This is a genomic window from Mesorhizobium calcicola (assembly GCF_042682105.1).
Taxonomy (GTDB): domain Bacteria; phylum Pseudomonadota; class Alphaproteobacteria; order Rhizobiales; family Rhizobiaceae; genus Mesorhizobium; species Mesorhizobium calcicola.
Map to the genome: position 1 here is coordinate 177,495 of NZ_JBHUGY010000027.1, position 16,257 is coordinate 193,751.

At 58.0% G+C, this 16,257-nt stretch carries 12 protein-coding genes and 4 pseudogenes; 4 read left to right on the forward strand and 12 right to left on the reverse strand.

Going from position 1 to position 16,257, the window contains the following annotated elements; genetic code table 11:
* Window positions 1–156 precede the first annotated feature (156 nt).
* A complete protein-coding gene (locus ACFSQT_RS17660) occupies window positions 157–1,170 on the reverse strand; it encodes an ABC transporter permease (RefSeq protein WP_379020724.1) in 1,014 nt (337 codons plus the stop codon).
* A gap of 274 nt (window positions 1,171–1,444) precedes the next feature.
* Window positions 1,445–2,467: a LysR substrate-binding domain-containing protein gene (locus ACFSQT_RS17665; RefSeq protein WP_379020726.1), complete on the reverse strand. Its 1,023-nt coding sequence runs from the start codon at window positions 2,465–2,467 to the stop codon at window positions 1,445–1,447.
* 413 nt (window positions 2,468–2,880) lie between these two features.
* On the opposite strand from ACFSQT_RS17665, the gene ACFSQT_RS17670 reads away from it, so the two are divergent.
* Both ACFSQT_RS17670 and ACFSQT_RS17675 read left to right on the forward strand, forming a co-directional pair.
* Window positions 2,881–3,573 (forward strand): corrinoid protein, encoded by a 693-nt coding sequence (locus ACFSQT_RS17670; RefSeq protein WP_379020728.1) that lies wholly within the window; start codon window positions 2,881–2,883, stop codon window positions 3,571–3,573.
* Between the two features lie 70 nt (window positions 3,574–3,643).
* On the forward strand, window positions 3,644–4,678 hold the full coding sequence (locus ACFSQT_RS17675) for a GlxA family transcriptional regulator (protein ID WP_379020730.1): 1,035 nt from the start codon (window positions 3,644–3,646) through the stop codon (window positions 4,676–4,678).
* Window positions 4,679–5,142: 464 nt separating this feature from the next.
* On the opposite strand, the gene ACFSQT_RS17680 is transcribed toward ACFSQT_RS17675, so the two are convergent.
* From ACFSQT_RS17680 to ACFSQT_RS17710, 7 genes and pseudogenes are all read right to left on the reverse strand, one after another.
* Entirely contained in the window at window positions 5,143–5,574 is a 432-nt protein-coding gene (locus tag ACFSQT_RS17680) for an IS1096 element passenger TnpR family protein (RefSeq protein WP_095090355.1), read from the reverse strand.
* Window positions 5,575–5,582: 8 nt separating this feature from the next.
* Entirely contained in the window at window positions 5,583–6,866 is a 1,284-nt protein-coding gene (gene tnpC / locus ACFSQT_RS17685) for an IS66 family transposase (protein WP_379020732.1), read from the reverse strand.
* Window positions 6,867–6,905: 39 nt separating this feature from the next.
* Window positions 6,906–8,324, reverse strand: a pseudogene (gene tnpC, locus ACFSQT_RS17690) (IS66 family transposase); the annotation flags it as partial.
* Window positions 8,325–8,368: 44 nt separating this feature from the next.
* A complete protein-coding gene (gene tnpB / locus ACFSQT_RS17695; RefSeq protein ID WP_378976456.1) occupies window positions 8,369–8,713 on the reverse strand; it encodes an IS66 family insertion sequence element accessory protein TnpB in 345 nt (114 codons plus the stop codon).
* On the reverse strand, window positions 8,710–9,213 hold the full coding sequence (tnpA, locus tag ACFSQT_RS17700) for an IS66-like element accessory protein TnpA (RefSeq protein ID WP_378976454.1): 504 nt from the start codon (window positions 9,211–9,213) through the stop codon (window positions 8,710–8,712). The genes tnpB and tnpA overlap by 4 nt, the downstream gene beginning before the upstream one ends.
* A 63-nt stretch (window positions 9,214–9,276) precedes the next feature.
* A pseudogene (locus ACFSQT_RS17705) lies at window positions 9,277–9,531 on the reverse strand (transposase); the annotation flags it as partial.
* A 348-nt stretch (window positions 9,532–9,879) separates the two neighbouring features.
* Window positions 9,880–11,352, reverse strand: a complete 1,473-nt coding sequence (locus ACFSQT_RS17710; RefSeq protein WP_379020734.1) for a carnitine 3-dehydrogenase — start codon at window positions 11,350–11,352, stop codon at window positions 9,880–9,882.
* On the opposite strand from ACFSQT_RS17710, the gene ACFSQT_RS17715 reads away from it, so the two are divergent.
* Window positions 11,245–11,463 carry a hypothetical protein gene (locus ACFSQT_RS17715; RefSeq protein ID WP_379020961.1) on the forward strand — a complete coding sequence of 73 codons (219 nt, stop codon included), beginning with the start codon at window positions 11,245–11,247 and terminating at the stop codon, window positions 11,461–11,463. The two genes, ACFSQT_RS17710 and ACFSQT_RS17715, sit on opposite strands and share 108 nt — an antisense overlap.
* Here ACFSQT_RS17715 and bcoG read toward each other — a convergent pair.
* From bcoG to ACFSQT_RS17730, 3 genes and pseudogenes are all read right to left on the reverse strand, one after another.
* A complete protein-coding gene (gene bcoG, locus ACFSQT_RS17720; protein ID WP_379020736.1) occupies window positions 11,450–12,349 on the reverse strand; it encodes a 3-dehydrocarnitine:acetyl-CoA trimethylamine transferase BcoG in 900 nt (299 codons plus the stop codon). The two genes, ACFSQT_RS17715 and bcoG, sit on opposite strands and share 14 nt — an antisense overlap.
* A gap of 202 nt (window positions 12,350–12,551) precedes the next feature.
* Window positions 12,552–12,794 (reverse strand): annotated as a pseudogene (locus ACFSQT_RS17725) (ABC transporter permease); the annotation flags it as partial.
* 16 nt (window positions 12,795–12,810) lie between these two features.
* Window positions 12,811–14,394, reverse strand: coding sequence for an ABC transporter substrate-binding protein (locus ACFSQT_RS17730; protein ID WP_379020738.1), 1,584 nt, complete (start codon window positions 14,392–14,394; stop codon window positions 12,811–12,813).
* A gap of 517 nt (window positions 14,395–14,911) precedes the next feature.
* Here ACFSQT_RS17730 and ACFSQT_RS17735 point away from each other — a divergent pair.
* Window positions 14,912–15,641 (forward strand): annotated as a pseudogene (locus ACFSQT_RS17735) (IS6 family transposase).
* Window positions 15,642–16,257: the final 616 nt, after the last annotated feature.

Here is a 16,257-nt window from a genome sequence, read left to right on the forward strand (position 1 = left end):
TGTCACAGGGAAGCGTTCTACTTCGCTGCCTGGTTCGCGTTGGCTATCCAGTTATTCCATTGATTAAGGCAGGTCTTTTCCGGGCTTCGGCGCGCTGCCCAGGAGCCAGGAACCTTCGCTGCGACTGCAAGGTGCCGAAGAGGTCTGTCCATGTTGCTAAGCTGGCCGCTCATAGTCGCTCCCCTTATTCTGAGCCAGCAGCTCATTGCCGGCCACTTTCCAGTCGTCGGCGCCGGGGGAGGACCTGGAGGGTCTGAGCATGTTTGTAAACAGCGCTGCTGGTCCCCGCCTGTACCAGGCAACGTGGCCGAATTGTCTGTGTCGCGACATTGCGGCCTGGGTCAGCCGATCAAGGATAATGGCGAGTATGACGATGCCAATCCCGCCGGTGGCGGCTAGGCCAACGTCCAGGCGACCGATGCCGCGCAAGACCATCTGGCCAAGCCCGCCGACGGCAATCATGGAGGCAACAACGACCATTGAGAGCGACATCATCAATGTCTGGTTGACCCCTGCGAGTATGCTGGGAAGCGCCAGCGGCAACTGAGCCTTGAACAGGAGTTGATTGTTGGTTGCTCCGAAGGCGCGCATGGCCTCGACGACTTCTTCGGGAACCTGCTGAATCCCCAGTGCTGTTAGTCTGATAACGGGCGGCAGCGCAAAAATGATCGTTACGATCACGCCCGGCACATTGCCAATTCCGAACAACATGACGACTGGCACGAGATAGACGAAGGATGGAATCGTCTGCATTGTGTCAAGGATCGGCCGGCAGATCGCAGCGGCCCGCTCACTTCGACCGGCAATCACACCCAGCGGAATGCCGACGATCATGCAGAAGACCACTGCGGTGAAGACGAGAGACAACGTTGTCATCGTTTCACCCCAGATGCCGAGGAGGCCGACCACCACCAACAGACCTGCAACCTGGAGCGCCAGGCGCCAGCCGGCGATCTGCCAGGCAATCAGGCCGACGCATACGATGGTGATGAGCGGCGGGATGCCATTGAGGGCGAGATCAAAAGCCGTGAGCAGCCTGTCGAAAGGCCATTTCAAGGTCTGGAACAGCGGGCGATAATTCGTGACTACCCAGCTCAACACGGCCTCAACCCATTCACTAAAGGGCAGGTGCCAGCTTTTGAACGGATCTAAAATATCGGACAGACTCACAAAAGCTCCTTTCGACCAGAAACTGACTATCGAGTGCTTTCTGGATATCATGAGCGCCAGCGCTGCCCTGGTTCCAAGGCGGAAGGATTGGCTGTGATCAGCAGCCCCCGCAGCATGCTCGAAAAGCTAGAACGGCCGCTGCGTGCGTCGCATTTTGATCCACTCACTCCCGCCCGGAAAACCACCACATCCGTGAATTGTGACCCTGTCACCCCAGGAACGCTAGCTACGCGGGAGCAACAAAACAACCGAACAAATAGTTATACGCGCCCGACTAAATGTTATCCGGCGAAGATGGTTCAGTATGCGCAATCGGCGCCTCATGACCGAGCACCGGCGCGGCGCCAACGAGTTCGGCAGTCGACGCTGGCGGGGCCGGCCTCAGGTCCTCGACCTCGGATATCAGCCAGTCGCGAAAGACCTGGACGTCTTCCCGCCCTATCGCCTTGTCCGGAATCACCAGGTGATGCTTTCGGCCGGTGAGATAGCTTTCACCGAGAGGCCTTATCAAAATGCCTTCATTGACGTAGTCACTCACCAGATGACGCCAACCCAAGCCGATGCCATAGCCTCTAATCACCGACTGCATCATGGTTGCATAATTGTTGAAGGTGAGGGTGCGCTTGAAGGAGGGCGAGATTCCGAATTGCTCCAGCCAGTGCACCCAGTCGAAGGGCGACCAAGGATAGGCGGACCAATGCTGGTCGTCCATGACCAGAAGAACCTCATTTACCAGATCCGCCGGCGCCAGGATTTGCGATGAGTGTGTCTGATAGGCCTTACTGCAAACAGGGAAGACCTCCTCGCTGAAGAGTTCAATGGCTGTGAAGCCGGGGCGCGGCAGATACCCCATGACCACGGAAACGTCGAAACCGTCCGTTGCCGGCGCGGGACTTCGCTCGAGCGAAACCAAGTGGAGATCGACCTTCGGATTGGCGGCAACGAAGTCCCCGATTCGGTGGCTCATGAACAGAGTTGCGAACGACATCGGCATGCCGACGGTCAAGGGCTGGGCTCTCTGCCTTCTACGCACGCTGTCAAAGGCGGCCGCCATATGTCCGAGGCTTAGCGTCACAGCCTCGAACAACTCCTCACCCGGCGGTGACAGCGAGACCTTCTGGTTACCTCGGTTGAACAGCTGGATCTGGAGGTGGTCCTCCAGCGTCAGAATGTGGCGGCTGACTGCTGCCTGGGTAACCGAAAGCTCGTTTGCGGCCTTGGTGAAACTTAAATGCCGCGCCGCTGCTTCAAATGCCCGAAGAGCGCTCAACGGAAGCCTGCGATAGTCCTTCGACATGAGTAATTGTTATACCGGTCCCGACAAAAAGTAAATTGCGTCTCGCCTCGTTCTCTATAAGCATAAGGACGATCGGTAGCAATGATCTCAATTGCACAGAACCCAGGTCGGGCTAAGGGTTGAGCACAGCGGAACGCAATCTGCGTCTAGCAAATAAAAGGCATTGCCTGGCCAGCGATTGCAATGACGTAAACCAGGGATTTTCTGACGTCGGCTGGGTGTCATCTGCTGCTCGAAGCAAGGGGGAAACGTCAACGCCCGGTAAGGGCACTCGATAGGGTCAAGCGCGCGATACTAGTCTCCTAGGATCTCGGTGGCCAATCAACTCCCAAGGCTTCGCCGGAAGCCTGGTCGGTACCCCATCGAGCGTGGGGTACCGACCTTTTTCGACAGAAAATAAGGCGAAAACCGACATGTCCGACGAAGAGATCATCCTTTCGGAGCTTTCCGACGACGAACTCGTGCAGCAGATGCACGACGATCTCTATGACGGTCTAAAGGAAGAGATCGAGGAAGGCACCAATATCCTGCTCAAGCGCGGCTGGGTGCCCTACAAGGTGCTGACCGAGGCGCTGGTCGAAGGCATGCGCATCGTTGGCGAAGATTTTCGCGACGGCATCCTGTTCGTGCCGGAAGTGCTGCTGTCCGCCAATGCCATGAAGGCCGGCATGTTCATCCTGCGTCCGCTGCTGGCCGCCACAGGCGCGCCGAAGCAAGGCAAGATGGTCATCGGCACCGTAAAGGGCGACATCCATGACATCGGCAAGAACCTCGTCGGCATGATGATGGAGGGGGCAGGCTTCGACGTCATCGACCTCGGCATCAACAATGCGGTCGAGAAATACCTCGATGCGATCGAGCAGCATCAGCCCGACATCATCGGCATGTCGGCGCTGCTGACCACGACCATGCCCTACATGAAGGTCGTCATCGACACGATGAAGGAAAAGGGCATCCGCGACGACTATGTCGTGCTGGTCGGCGGCGCGCCGCTGAACGAGGAATTCGGCAAGGCCGTCGGCGCCGATGCCTACTGCCGCGACGCAGCGGTGGCCGTCGAGACCGCAAAGGACTTCATGAAGCGCAGGCACAACGCACGTGGTTGATGCGCGAGGATAGATGCGCCAGCGTTCCGCACCGAGTTTTTGATCATCATCGAGAAGGACCAGTGAACTTATGAATGCGCCCTTTTCAGCGGGAGACCGTTCGCGCATCGTTGGATGGAGCCTTGACCGGCCAGAGATCGACAGTGGCGACGAAATATGCCGCCTAACTATCCTTGCGCTTCCCGGCTTTTCCCTACTCAGCCTGTCGTCCTTCGTGGATCCGCTTCGCCTTGCAAATGCGGTTGCTGACCGAAGGTTTTTCGAATGGACGATGGTCAGTCCCGACGGACAGCCGGTTGAATGCGCCAGTGGTTTTAGCCTCGCAGTTGCCGGTGACTTTGCACGGATTGCTGAGGGCATTCAGGCCTGCAAGGGACCGAGCATGGTTGTCGTCTGCGCCGGCGAGCGAGTCGAAAAGCAGGTCTCGGCCTCGCTGAGTAGGATCCTTCGCCTGTGCAAGCGATTTGGAACCCCGCTCGCCGCGCTAGGCACCGCTACATGGCTGCTGGCCGAAAGCGGGGTGCTCGATGATGCCGCCTGTACTATTCACTGGGACAAGCGGGCCGCGCTCGCCGAGACGTTCGCGCGCGTTCTGGTGAATGACCGGCTGTTTGTTCGTGACGCGCAAATCGCCACATGCGCTGGCGAGTTCGCCTCGTTCGATCTTGTGATGGACCTGATCAGTGAGCACCTCGGCAAAGAAACCGCGTTAGCTGTCTGCAGATATACGACAGCCGGCCACTGGCGCTCTGCGTCTGAGAGACAATGGACGATAACCGGCAGAGAAATGGTGACCTGCAAGCCGCTCGCCGAAATCGTCCGGATCATGGAAGAACATGTCGAGGATCCACTCCCTCTGCGTGATATCGCCAAATGCGTCGGCCGCTCGAGGCGCCAAATCGAGCGGCTTTTCGAGCGCTCCGTTTCGTCCTCTCCCATGCGCTACTACATGACGTTGAGGCTCGCTCGCGCAAAACGACTCATCCAACAAACAGACTTGCCGGTCGTCGAAATTGCGGTCGCGTGCGGCTTCGCATCGGCATCGCATTTTTCAAAGTGTTTCCGTCAGATCTACGGCTGTAACCCGAGGGTCTGCCGAAACTGACCTAGGTCAACATTAACATCCGCCATTCTTCGCGGTGCGTTCGGATCCAGTCTTCTCCTGTTAATTCGATGCAGCACGATCATAGGCACTCCAGTTGGGATTGAATCGCCCACCACCTGCAATCCCGGGTGCCCACACGCTGGCACTTCAATTTCGAATATCGTGAAGAGATAACGCCTCAAACCTATCAAGGGTACCCGGTTGAGCAGGGATGGAAGGCGAAACCGGAGCAATTCAGAATGCGACAATCTCAAAGCATTTCAGAAAAAAAGTTGACCGTAGCTTCTGCCAGACACGGCATCCGCGCAGCGATGATGTCCTTCCTCGTGTGCGTTGCTCTTTTACTTCTGCTGGTAGCGTTTAAGTTCGGCATCATTCTTTAGAAGGCGGATCACCAATCTCGCCACGCGACCAATATCGTAATTACCCACCCCCTCGCCCCCTCGATGCGGCACGGTGCGTCGTCACTCGTCGTCGATGTCCGGGTACTGCGGGGGAGCCTTGCCGATCTTGCTGACGATCCTCGGGTAATTGGCATCGGGCTGCGCCTGCCCTGTTCCAATAAGTTCAACGCGGAAGCGCCACTCGTCGCCGTAGTCGTACAAGAAGGTCATTGCCGAGCCCACCTTCTGGAAGGCTGTGCTGACGCGGGTGCCCTTCACGCTGCGAGAGCCGCTCCCCTCTATGTCGGCGAAGAGTTCGAACCGCAGGGGCGAGTCGAACAGCTTTCCCGTCAGCTTTGAATAGAAGCCGTAGGCGTGATCCAAGTCGAAGCCAAATGCCGCTACGATGGCTTCGGCCAGATCCGCCAGCGTGCTCGAACTCGACACCTCGATGTCCCGACAAAGCCGTGCCCGAAGAGAGGCTCGGAAGATCAAGGTCGCGGGCTCAGTCATCGCAGATTTCAGGCGCTGACGGTTTGAAGGATGATTTTGAAGGAGTTCGTGCCTGGCGCGAGACGAGCCGTGTCGACGACGGTTCGAATGTCGGCTTCGCCCTGGGCGGCCCACATGGCGCGATAGCCGTTGGTGATCTTCCGTTGAACGACGGCGGGTCTCAGCGCCCGTTCGCAGGCGTTGTTCGTCGCGTCGACCATTCCTGGCCATTGGGCAAAGGTCAAAAGTTGATCACGAGCTCGCCTGAACTTGTTTTGGATGTCGCGGGCCAGATCGCACGACGTTGTGGTGGCGAAGATATCGTCCAGACTTCGCTCCAGGGCGCGACGCTTGCCGGCGATGGTCGAGGCGGCGAAGGTTTCCATACCGTCGGCTAGGGCGAAGGCCCTTTGCAGCCAACGTTTGAGCCGTGAGGGCAGCATGTCCTCACTTGCCTCGTCCGCATAGGCGACGTCGCGGGCGAGATGCGCCAGGCAGGTCTGATGCGCATTTGCGTGACCTTGTTGTGCGGCATAGCGATCGGAACACCAGACGTCGGGCCGCTGGCCGTCCATCAGGGTCCGGACCACGACGGCACCGCGCGTTGGCGCCGCTTGATGAACAACCGCTTCGGCGCAGCGAAACACCCAGTGGTAGGCGTTGCTTCCTTCGATCCGCACGCCGGTCTCATCGGAGGCGATGACCTTGGCCCGGCGCAACGCCGCGACGGCCTTGTCGCACTCAGCCGCGAACGCGCCCTGCGCACGGCGCAACATGTTCATCAGTCCGCCCTGGCTAATGTTGAGACCGAAAAGGTTCGCGAACGCGCCCTGCAGCCGCTCGTAGGACAGGGCCTGGAAAGTCTTGAGATAGGTCGCTACGGCGTGCACGCGTGGCCCGAACGGCGTCCCCTTCGCCGCATCTGGCACAGCCGCGACGACCAGCGTGCCGCAGGACGGGCATCGGACTGCCAGACGCCGATGGCGCTCAATCAAAGGCCTGATCGCGGGAAGCTCAATCTTGTCGTGCTCGCTGACGGTTTCGGCAGCAAGATCGCTCGACAGGCTGGCGCGGCAGCAAAGGCATTGGTCGGGATGATGATCGATGATGCGATCGGCATCCTCACTCATGGCGCGGCTGTGACCTTCATGACCCGCCTTGGCGCCGCCAGGCTTTGCCCTGTCCCGACGCGCCTTGCGATCGCTCGAAGGTGGCTTGGACGACGTGCGTGATGTCTTCTCTGGCCGCTGTATCCGCAGCACCAGATCGATCAACTCTTCCTTCGTCAGACGCTGCAAATCAGTGCGATCCATATCCCCATAGATTCAGGGATTCTTGCCCCTGACAAGGGCGTGAGTAATTACGATTCTGCCATCGTTGATGAAGCGGGCGAAGTCGACCCAGCGCCTGAGCATGTAGTTGATTGGCTTCAGAACCTCGGAAGAGCGCGAGAGGGTTTCGCGCTCGCGAAGCAGCCAGGCGTGCATGTCGTCGAGAAGTGGTTTGCTCTTCTCCTGCCGCACGGCATACCGATCGTCAGCGCTGCGGCCGTTGATGGCGCGCTCGATCTCGAACAGCGCGTCGAGGCGCCTGACCGCCTCCAGGGCGACCGGCGAGATCGGTTTGCCCTTCTTGCCATCCCGGGCCTTTTTCGCGATGTCGGCCAATTCGAAGAATCCTCGCCGCGCATGGGCGTAGCAAAACGCCGGCGTGATCGGCTGCTCCTTCCGCTGCGGGTCAAACAGCGGCTCGAAGCCACTGTAACAGTCGCACTGAAGGATGCCGGCGAACCCGGCCAGATGCTTCTGAGGATGCTCGCCGCGCCGGTCGCTCGAGGCGTAATAGATCGCCGCCGGCGGCGCAGGCCCGGCGAAGGGACGGTCATCGCGCGTATAGGTCCATATGCGCCCGGTCGCGCACTTGCCCTTCGCCAGGATGCGAATGGTGGTGTCGTCGCCATGAAGGCGCTCGGCTGCGAGCACATGGCGTTCGATCAGCTGGAAGAGCGGCATGACGGCGAAGGATCCGTGGCCGACCTGATCGGCCAGCGTCGACAGCGGCAGGTCGATCCCCTCGGCCTTGAAGCGCGCGCTCTGGCGGTTGAGTGGAGCATGCATGCCGAACTTGTCGAACAGGATTGTGGCCAGCAGTTGAGGACCGATGAAGCCGCGCGGCGTGGCATGGAACGGCGCCGGCGGCTGGGTGATCTTCTCGCAATCCCGGCACGTAAACTTCTCCCGGACCGTTTCGATGACCTTGAAGCGGCGCGGGATCTCCTCCAGCGTCTCGGTCACATCCTCGCCCAGCTTGGACAGCCTGGATCCGCCGCAGCAGGCGCAGGTGGTGGGTGACTCGATGACGATGCGCTCATGTTCGATGTCATCCGGCCATGGCTTGCGCACCGGTCGCTTGCGCGTGAAGGGGCGGACCTTCTGGATCTTCGCCGCGGCGACCTGCGCGGCAAGCTCATCCTCGGTCGCCGAGGTGACAAGGTCTTCGAGCTCCAATTCCAACTGCTCGATCAGCCGCGCCGTGCGCTCGGAGCGCTGCCCGTACAGTTCGCGTTTCAGCTTCTCGATGCGCAGCTCAAGATGTGCAATCCGCGCCTCGGTGTCGGACAGCATGGCCTGTGCGTTGGCGGCTTCAGCCTGCCAGCTGGCAGCATCCGCGACCGCCACATCGCGTTCAGCCTGCAACGCCTCACGCTCGGCTAGCAGCGCCACGTAGGCGCTGGCAAGATCCGAGGGAAGATCAACCGGCTTCGAAGTCATGTGCCGATTGAATCACATTCCATTGTATTTTCAATCAAAAAATGCTACCCAACCCGGGTTGGACGCCATGTTTCCTGAGGGTTGCGCCAGTCTATCCCAGACAATAGATAACTCAGCTGTGCTGGAGATACTGTCACAGCGCCACCCTCAACTGTTGGCCAGATGAAGCGGCCGCGCTCAAGCCTTTTTGTGAACAGGCATGATCCTTGGCCATCATGCCAGATGACCTTCAGCAAATTTCCACGCTTCCCCCTGAAGCAAAACATGTTGCCCCCAAGGGGATTATGTTTGAGGACCTCCTGCACCCGGAGCGCCAGCGAGGGAAAGCCACATCTCATGTCGGTGTAGCCTGTGGCAAGCCACACACGCACGCCTTGTGTCGGGATCATCGCAGCATTTCCAGGCCCTGCAAGATCCGCAGCAGGACACTTACGTCGACAGTGCGGTCAACGATCACACGCCGGCCGTTGACCCCGACGATTTCCATCCGGCCACCGGCAGACACCGCTTGGCTGGTCGTAGCTGGTACTTCAGAATGCGATCGCGCAGGAGCCGGCTCTTCCGGCTCTACGTCGTGCAGGCTGGGACCGACAACACCCATGTCAATGAACGCGACCGGTGGGGTCTCAGGCAGCGGTTTGGACTGGCCCAATCGCCCTTGCTGGGCTTGCTTTATCCAGATGAACAAGTGGTTCGCGTTCATGTCGTGACGCCGCGCCACAACCGACACCGGATCACCGGACTCCTGCACCTCAAGCACGATCGCCAGCTTCTGCTCAACCGTCCAGGAGCGGCGCGTCCGCTGTTGGCCCGCACCCGGCGGCAGCGGCAGAGCCGCGGACGTGCTCGCTTCCACCGTCGATGGCTGTTCCATAGCCAGATACTTCATTCGCCAAGCGTCCACTTAATCTAAGCGGACACTATCGCCTCAAGCTACGCGTCAGTAGGCGGCCTCCAGCGTATGCATACCTCCGATCTTGGCGTGAAGCGCCTTCAAATCCACCGATGGCGCCTCGGCGCTCGCAACGCCCGAGCCGAAGACGCCGGCGGCGCCATCAAGCAGTTGCGCCTTCCAGGCTGTGATTTGGTTCGGGTGAACATCGAAAAGCTGAGCCAACTCGGCCAGCGTCTTTTCGCCCTTGATGGCAGTCAAAGCCACCTTGGCCTTGAAAGCCGGTGTGTGGTTCCGGCGCGTGCGCTTCGTCATGGTCTCTCCTGATTCGCGGCAACCACGTTGCCGTTGTCAGGCGGAAAATCCACTTATCGCTCTGTCCAGATTCCCCAAGCCAGCTCTCTCAATGCCGAGATGAAGCGCCTCAACATCACAGGCGTCAGTTCCATCCTGAATGGAACTACTCAATCAAACCGCGGCGGTCGCTAAAATCGTAGCGCTTATCGCTGCAGGTGTCCTTAATGCAGGATCATCTGGTCAGACGCTCTGTGCCGTGAGGAGTTTGATGACAATCTCGGCACGACGAGCAAAGGGGCTTGTCTGTATCGGCGAAATGCGGCGCCAGAAGACAAAACGATGGTGCCCTCCGCAATAAGGGTGCAATCACTTCCTCTGCCCAACCGATCGTCCCGCCGCAGCGGGAACCGGGAGGACTGCGTGCGCTTCGATGAGAGGCTTGAGTTTCCTCATCACCTCAGGCAATGGGGGAACGGAGCGATTCTCTTTCGACGAAACATGAAGCAATAGGTGCTCGTAAGTGGACAGCAGGGTGTCGTCGGAAGCTCGATAAAGCCACATAAACGTATGGATCTTTTTGCCATCCGACGGCAGGAGTTGCGCCGTGACATATAGCGCGTCTCCAAGCTTCGCCTCAGCAAGGAGCCGAACATGGCTCTCCACCGTGTAGTAACTGTGGCCAGCCTTTACATAGTCCCTGTCGACGCCGATGATTTTAAGGAGAACTTCGGTAGCCTCGGTGAAGCTTTGAGTGTATCGGTATTCTGTCATATGCCCGTTATAGTCAATCCAAGCAACAGGAACTTTCAATTCGAGAAGCCTTAATGACTCGTTACTCGGACTGGCCTGATGTTTCGGTACCGTCTTCCAGAGATTCGCCTCGAACTCAGCCAGCAGCTTCCCGGCACCCCAGCCACGCCCGCCATCGCCGGCCTTCAGCGCCTGCATGATACCGACGAGATTCCAATCGCGGATCCGTTCGAGCTCTCGAATGCCGCGCCGCCCCGACTGTGCGTCAGACTGCACTGCGATCTTTTCAACGACGTCAGCATCGAGGTCGACCACATCGGTCAGCTTGGTCCAGGGCCAAACGAGGCTGGGATCACACTTGGAAAGAAAGTCGCGCATGCCAGTTCCACCGCCAGCCATGCGGCACGTCTCGAAGAGGCCCATCTGCGCCCAGCGAAGACCGAACGAGTAGCGGATCACATTATCAAGCGTTTCGGTGTCGCAGATGTCGTCCTTGGTCAGCCAGAGGGCTTCCAGAAGGCGATCGCCGACGAAAGCTTCAATTTCCTTGTTGATGATCATCCCCGTCATACCAATAGTCGCAAGCTTGACCATGGCGTCTTCCAGCACAGCTCTGGTGGTATTCTTGCCACCAACAAGCTTGACCAGAGGCAGTAAATAGACAGGGTTGCAGGGATAAGCGACGAACATGCGCTCTGGGTGCTTCATGTCACGCTGGAGATCGGTGGGCATCAGGCCAGAAGTCAAAGACCCAATCAGCGCCTTGGAATCGGCTGCAGCGTCTATCTGGGCGAGCACGCCGCGCTTAAGGTCGAGCTTCTCCGGCACACTCTCCTGAATCCAGGCTGCGCCTCGCACGGCGTCCTTGAGCGACTCGCCGAAACTTGAAGCGCCCTTGACGGGAAGTGGCGCGCTCGTGAGCATCTCATACGCGCGTTCGGCATTTGCCATGACTTCGGACATGAGCCGCCGAGCTTCCGGATGCGGATCAAAGATTCTGGTATCGATGCCGCCTATGACGAAGCGTGCAGCCCAAGCTCCACCTATAACGCCACCCCCAATACAAGCCGCCTTACTGATTTTAGCCATTTTTCATTTAGCTTCCGAATTGCTTCTTCATCAAGTCTGGGCGACCCTTCAGGGAAGCAGGTCGCGATGACCCGCTTCCTGGAGGACGCGCGGCACTTTACCTCTTCGTGAGCTTAAGCTTCCGCCGTACCTCATCGGGGCCAATAATCCTGCCGCCCATGTTTTCGACGACATTGACGGCCTTCTCGACCAACTGACCGTTGGTTGCAAGCTGACCTTTGGCAAGGTAAAGATTGTCTTCGAGACCAACGCGCACGTTACCACCTGCTAAAACAGCCGCCGCCGGATATGCCATCCCGTCGCGTCCTATGGCAAAGACTGAAAATGTCCAGTTAGGGGGAACGCTGTTCACCATCGCCATGAAAGTGTTGAGGTCATTAGGGGCCCCCCATGGAACACCCATGCAGAGCTGAACCAAGACAGGGTCTTCAATCAGGCCCTCTTCGACAAGTTGCTTTGCGAACCACAAATGTCCCGTATCAAAAACCTCCATCTCTGGGCGAACGCCAAAATCGGTCATCATTTTCGCCAACGCGCGAAGTGTCGATGGCGTATGCACCATAACGTAATCGCCAAGCTTGAAATTCATCGTGCCGCAGTCAAGTGTACAGATCTCTGGGGTGCACTCGAGAATGTGGTTGAATCTTTCGGATGCACCGACAAGATCAGTAGTGGGATCGAGTGGAAACGGCTGCTCGACGCTGCCGAAAATCATGTCACCGCCCATACCTGCGGTGATGTTTAGCACAACGTCGGTATCCGCCTGCCGGATGCGGTCAGTGACTTCTTTATAGAGTTCATGCTTTCGAGATGGCGCCCCGGTTTCAGGGTCACGGACATGGATGTGTACGACTGCGGCCCCCGCCTTTGCCGCCTCGACGGCAGCGGCCGCAATTTCTTTCGGGGAACGAGGAACGTGCCGGGAAGTTGACGCGGTATCTGCTGCGCCGGTCAAGGCACAAGTAATAAAGACTTCTCGGTTCATAGAAAGAGGCATCAATCTTCTCCTTAAGTGAGCGCGGGGTGACGGCGGAAGATGCTAGGTATCGCCGGGCAAGGCCGAGACTTGTTAGTACCCAGAACTTTATAGTTGAAATATGGACGTCGACTGTGATCGAATTCCCCAAGGTAACGGGGCATCGAAGAGTGCGTAGATATGCAAGCAAATTATTGACTCACCTCGCATCGGCGCTGATCCCTCCGAGATCGCCGTGCTGAATGCCCCACAGCCATCGAAAATAGCGCACATACGCAGGGTCATTGAGCCTCAGAGATTCCCGCAAGTTGGCGAGCGCGACCGGCGTCGCCGACTAGCCGAGAATCGATTGGGCCACGTCGCCCGGCAGGATCTGCGTACCAGCGAATATCAGCTCAGAAACCGCAAGCAACAGCAGAATGCCCAGCGCAATGCGCTGGGCCACTACCTTTACGATGAAAGACATGAACTACCCGTTGGGCTCACGCGGTTAGCCAGCACTTCAAACCAGCCATATTGTTCATCAGGCTCCAGTTCGGATCGGGAACGAACCCGCCAACCTTGTCGGAGACTGCGTCAATCCAATCGTTGAAGACCGGCGCTATGACGCCTCCGTTATCGCGCAAAATACGACCCATATCGCTGTAGTCCTTCTTGCGTTTAGCGGGATCAAGCTCGGAGCGCGCCGCTATTAGGAGTCGGTCGAAGTCGGCGTTCTTAAAGCGGGTGTCATTCCAAGGTGCAGTCGACAGATAAACGGTTGAATATATTTGATCCTGCGTCGGTCGGCCCGCCCAGTAAGCAGCGCAGAACGGCTGCCTGTTCCAAACCTCGGAATCGTAGCCGTCGTCCGGTTCACGACGGACCTCAATCGGAATTCCTGCCTTCGCCGCGCTCTGTTGGAAAAGCTGCGCGGCTTCAACCGCTCCGGGAAAAGCGCCGTCAGCGGTTCGTAAAACAATCGACGTTCCGTCATGGCCCGACTTCTTGTACAACGCTGCCGCTTGTTCTGGATCATACCGACGCTGCGGAATTGAAGCATCAAAGAGCGGATAGGCCGAGTTTATCGGCATATCATTGCCAACACTGCCATAGCCACGAAGTATTTTGTGGACGATCTCATCCCGGTCGATCGCAAGTTTTAAGGCCATACGAAGGTCCTCATTGTCGAAGGGTGGGGTATCGACATGCATGACAAAGACGTAGTGGCTGCGGCCCGAAACGTTTTTGATTGAAACACCTGCCATCCCTTTGAGTCGATCAGCGACCTTAGGGTCAACCCGGTTCACCATGTGTACTTGGCCGGATTGCAAAGCACCATTTCGGGCGGTTTGATCATTGATGACAAGAACCTCGCTTTCGGCGACATGGCCGATATTGGAGTCCCAGTAGTTCGGAAATTTCTTGAAAGCGCAGCGTATCCCAGGCTGATAGGACTCCACCATATAGGGGCCGGAAGCAATGCCGGAGGTAGGATGGTCCTTGCCCCCGCTGGGCTGTATTACCAGATGAAAATCAGCCATATAGTAAGGAAAATCCGCATTCGGTGACTTGAGTGCAACCTTGAAGGTGTCCCCGTCGTAGGACAAGCGGTCGATGTCGGTCAAAAGTCCCCGCGCGCCGGACTTAGACTTTTCATCCGAGTGTCGCTCGATGGTTTTGAGGACATCTTCTGCAGTCAGTGCCCTGCCGTTGTGAAACTCAACGCCCTTGCGAATTGTGAACTCCCAATTGACACCATCCCTGGATGCAAATTCTTCCGCCAGCCTTGGCTCAAGGTCGCCTTTGGGGGTTACATTGAGAAGGGTTTCACCGTAGTACCGTAGCGCTAGAAAGTTTGTATCGTTGGCGGCATACGCTGGATCAAGCGTATCGGTGCTTGCTCCATTGCCGGCGCCAATTTTGAGGTGACCGCCCTTGATGGGCTCGCCTGCCGCGACAGATTTAGGAAAAACGGAAGCCGCGGCTGCGCTGAGGCCAAGTGCCGAGGCGCGACCGAGGAATTCACGCCGGGACATTTGGCCTGCGTCAAAACTAAATTTCAGGCGTTCGAATTCTGTAGTCATACGAGATCCTCCCGGTTAGCAGTATTTTCAGCGAGCATATGGCGCTTTTTCGAAGCATGTTAGAAATATTATGCGATTGCGGCAGTTAACTTCTGCTGAAAATTGCAAGTCTCATATGCTGATACTTCATTTACGTCCCCCTATTCTGAACAGCCCCCTCCAGCTCCAGCATGAGGGTATTCCCTCATAACGTTTCGAAAATGCTAGCGGCGCTGGAGTAACAAGACAACTGGATAAAAAATTATGCCTCGTAGGACTAAATGTTATCTGGCGGTTCCAACCTGTAAGTTCAATCACGTGGAAGCCTCGGCCGCGTTAGCCGGGGGTGTTTCAGCTGCTAGGATCAAGATCTGCGGCCTTTGTTATCTACCAATTGCGAAACGTCCTCGTGCTCAATTGCCGTGACCGCTCTCAGGCCGGCGACTTGCCAAAGTGACGCGCAAACAGCGAGACCTGCTGAAGGTAGGAGCGCTGGGTGGGTAGCGTCGCCTTAACATTTTCGGCGGACTTTACGGGCATGAGCCCGCACCCGCCCACCGATATTATGACGCTCCGATACAAGCGTCATCGTTTTCCTGCCGAGATCATAGCGCATGCGGTGTGGCTCTACTTCCGATTTCCACTGAGCCTGCGTCATGTGGAAGATATTCTGGCCGAGCGCGGCATCGAAGTCTCGTTCCAGACTGTCGCGGAATGGGCTGCCAAGTTCGGCCGCGGATATGCCCGCTCCATCCGGCGGCGGTCCAGGGGTAGTTTTGCCGACAAGTGGCATCTCGACGAAATGGTCGTTGCTATCAAGGGCAAGAAATTCTGGCTGTGGCGGGCCGTCGATGCCGATGGCTATGTTCTCGATGCCTTGATCCAGAGCCGCCGGAACAAGAAGGCGGCCTTGAAGCTGATGCGAAAGCTGCTGAAAGGGCAAGGCACTCACGCCGCGCGTCATGATCACCGACAAGCTCAGATCCTACGATGCGGCCAAAAGGGAAATCATGCCAGGTGTCGAGCATCGATCGCATTAGGGGCTGAATAACCGAGCGGAGAATTCTCATCTGGCAGTTCGACGGCGAGAACGAGGTATGATCCGGTTCAAGTCGGCACGACAATGCCAGCGCTTCGTTTCCATCCATGGCCCGATCGCCAACCTCTTCAATCTTCACCGGAAACATCTGATAGCCGCCGATCACCGCGACATTCGAGCCGCCACTATGGCGGTCTGGAGGCAAATCGCTTTGTCGACAGCCGCGTGAAGAGGCCACATCGGGGGCATCCCGTGCCCAACCCAAGTTAAGGCGACGCCACCGGCGGCAGAGCCACGCAAAGGGTGAATGACAAACCCGCCCCCCCTGCAAACCCCACCTCCGCCCGGAAATCTGCCCCGGTTACCGCAGCGCATTGACTGGCCGGCCGCTGGAGGCACGTTTGGGGCACGTCTATTCGGACGGTCCTGGCATGCCGCCGCTACGAGACCATCTGACCGCCGCGCTTCGCGACACCTCCGGCCGGATCAGGCGATGCGGAACCGGACGCGCCGTTCAGAATGGCCGCTTACTAGGCCTCCACCGTTGTTGAGCCTGTCGGCACCCGCGCGACCGCAAGCCTACTCCTTGACGCGCACGAGATGGAGTGCATAAAGGAAAGGGCGTATGTCCCTTACGGGGTAGGGGGTAACGTGTCGTTGCCGCTGTCCTGAAAATGCTCGAAGGGCAGTTCGCCGCTTCATACAAAGCCTTCGCCCGGCAATGCAATCCGTATGTCGGCCACACCCGCAGACCGTCATACCTAACATGGAGCGGATTACTGGCACCGAAATCGACCGCATTCTTGCCAACGTCGGCTATCGCATTCATGACGCGCCGCAGTCTT

Bases quoted from the DNA above. Each gene is read 5' to 3' on its own strand.
- ACFSQT_RS17665 (WP_379020726.1), bottom strand. From the start codon at position 2,467: ATGTCGAAGGACTATCGCAGGCTTCCGTTGAGCGCTCTTCGGGCATTT.
- ACFSQT_RS17670 (WP_379020728.1), top strand. From the start codon at position 2,881: ATGTCCGACGAAGAGATCATCCTTTCGGAGCTTTCCGACGACGAACTC.
- ACFSQT_RS17675 (WP_379020730.1), top strand. From the start codon at position 3,644: ATGAATGCGCCCTTTTCAGCGGGAGACCGTTCGCGCATCGTTGGATGG.
- ACFSQT_RS17680 (WP_095090355.1), bottom strand. From the start codon at position 5,574: ATGACTGAGCCCGCGACCTTGATCTTCCGAGCCTCTCTTCGGGCACGG.
- tnpC (WP_379020732.1), bottom strand. From the start codon at position 6,866: ATGGATCGCACTGATTTGCAGCGTCTGACGAAGGAAGAGTTGATCGAT.
- tnpB (WP_378976456.1), bottom strand. From the start codon at position 8,713: ATGATCCCGACACAAGGCGTGCGTGTGTGGCTTGCCACAGGCTACACC.
- tnpA (WP_378976454.1), bottom strand. From the start codon at position 9,213: ATGAAGTATCTGGCTATGGAACAGCCATCGACGGTGGAAGCGAGCACG.
- ACFSQT_RS17715 (WP_379020961.1), top strand. From the start codon at position 11,245: ATGCGGATCAAAGATTCTGGTATCGATGCCGCCTATGACGAAGCGTGC.
- ACFSQT_RS17710 (WP_379020734.1), bottom strand. From the start codon at position 11,352: ATGGCTAAAATCAGTAAGGCGGCTTGTATTGGGGGTGGCGTTATAGGT.
- bcoG (WP_379020736.1), bottom strand. From the start codon at position 12,349: ATGCCTCTTTCTATGAACCGAGAAGTCTTTATTACTTGTGCCTTGACC.
- ACFSQT_RS17730 (WP_379020738.1), bottom strand. From the start codon at position 14,394: ATGACTACAGAATTCGAACGCCTGAAATTTAGTTTTGACGCAGGCCAA.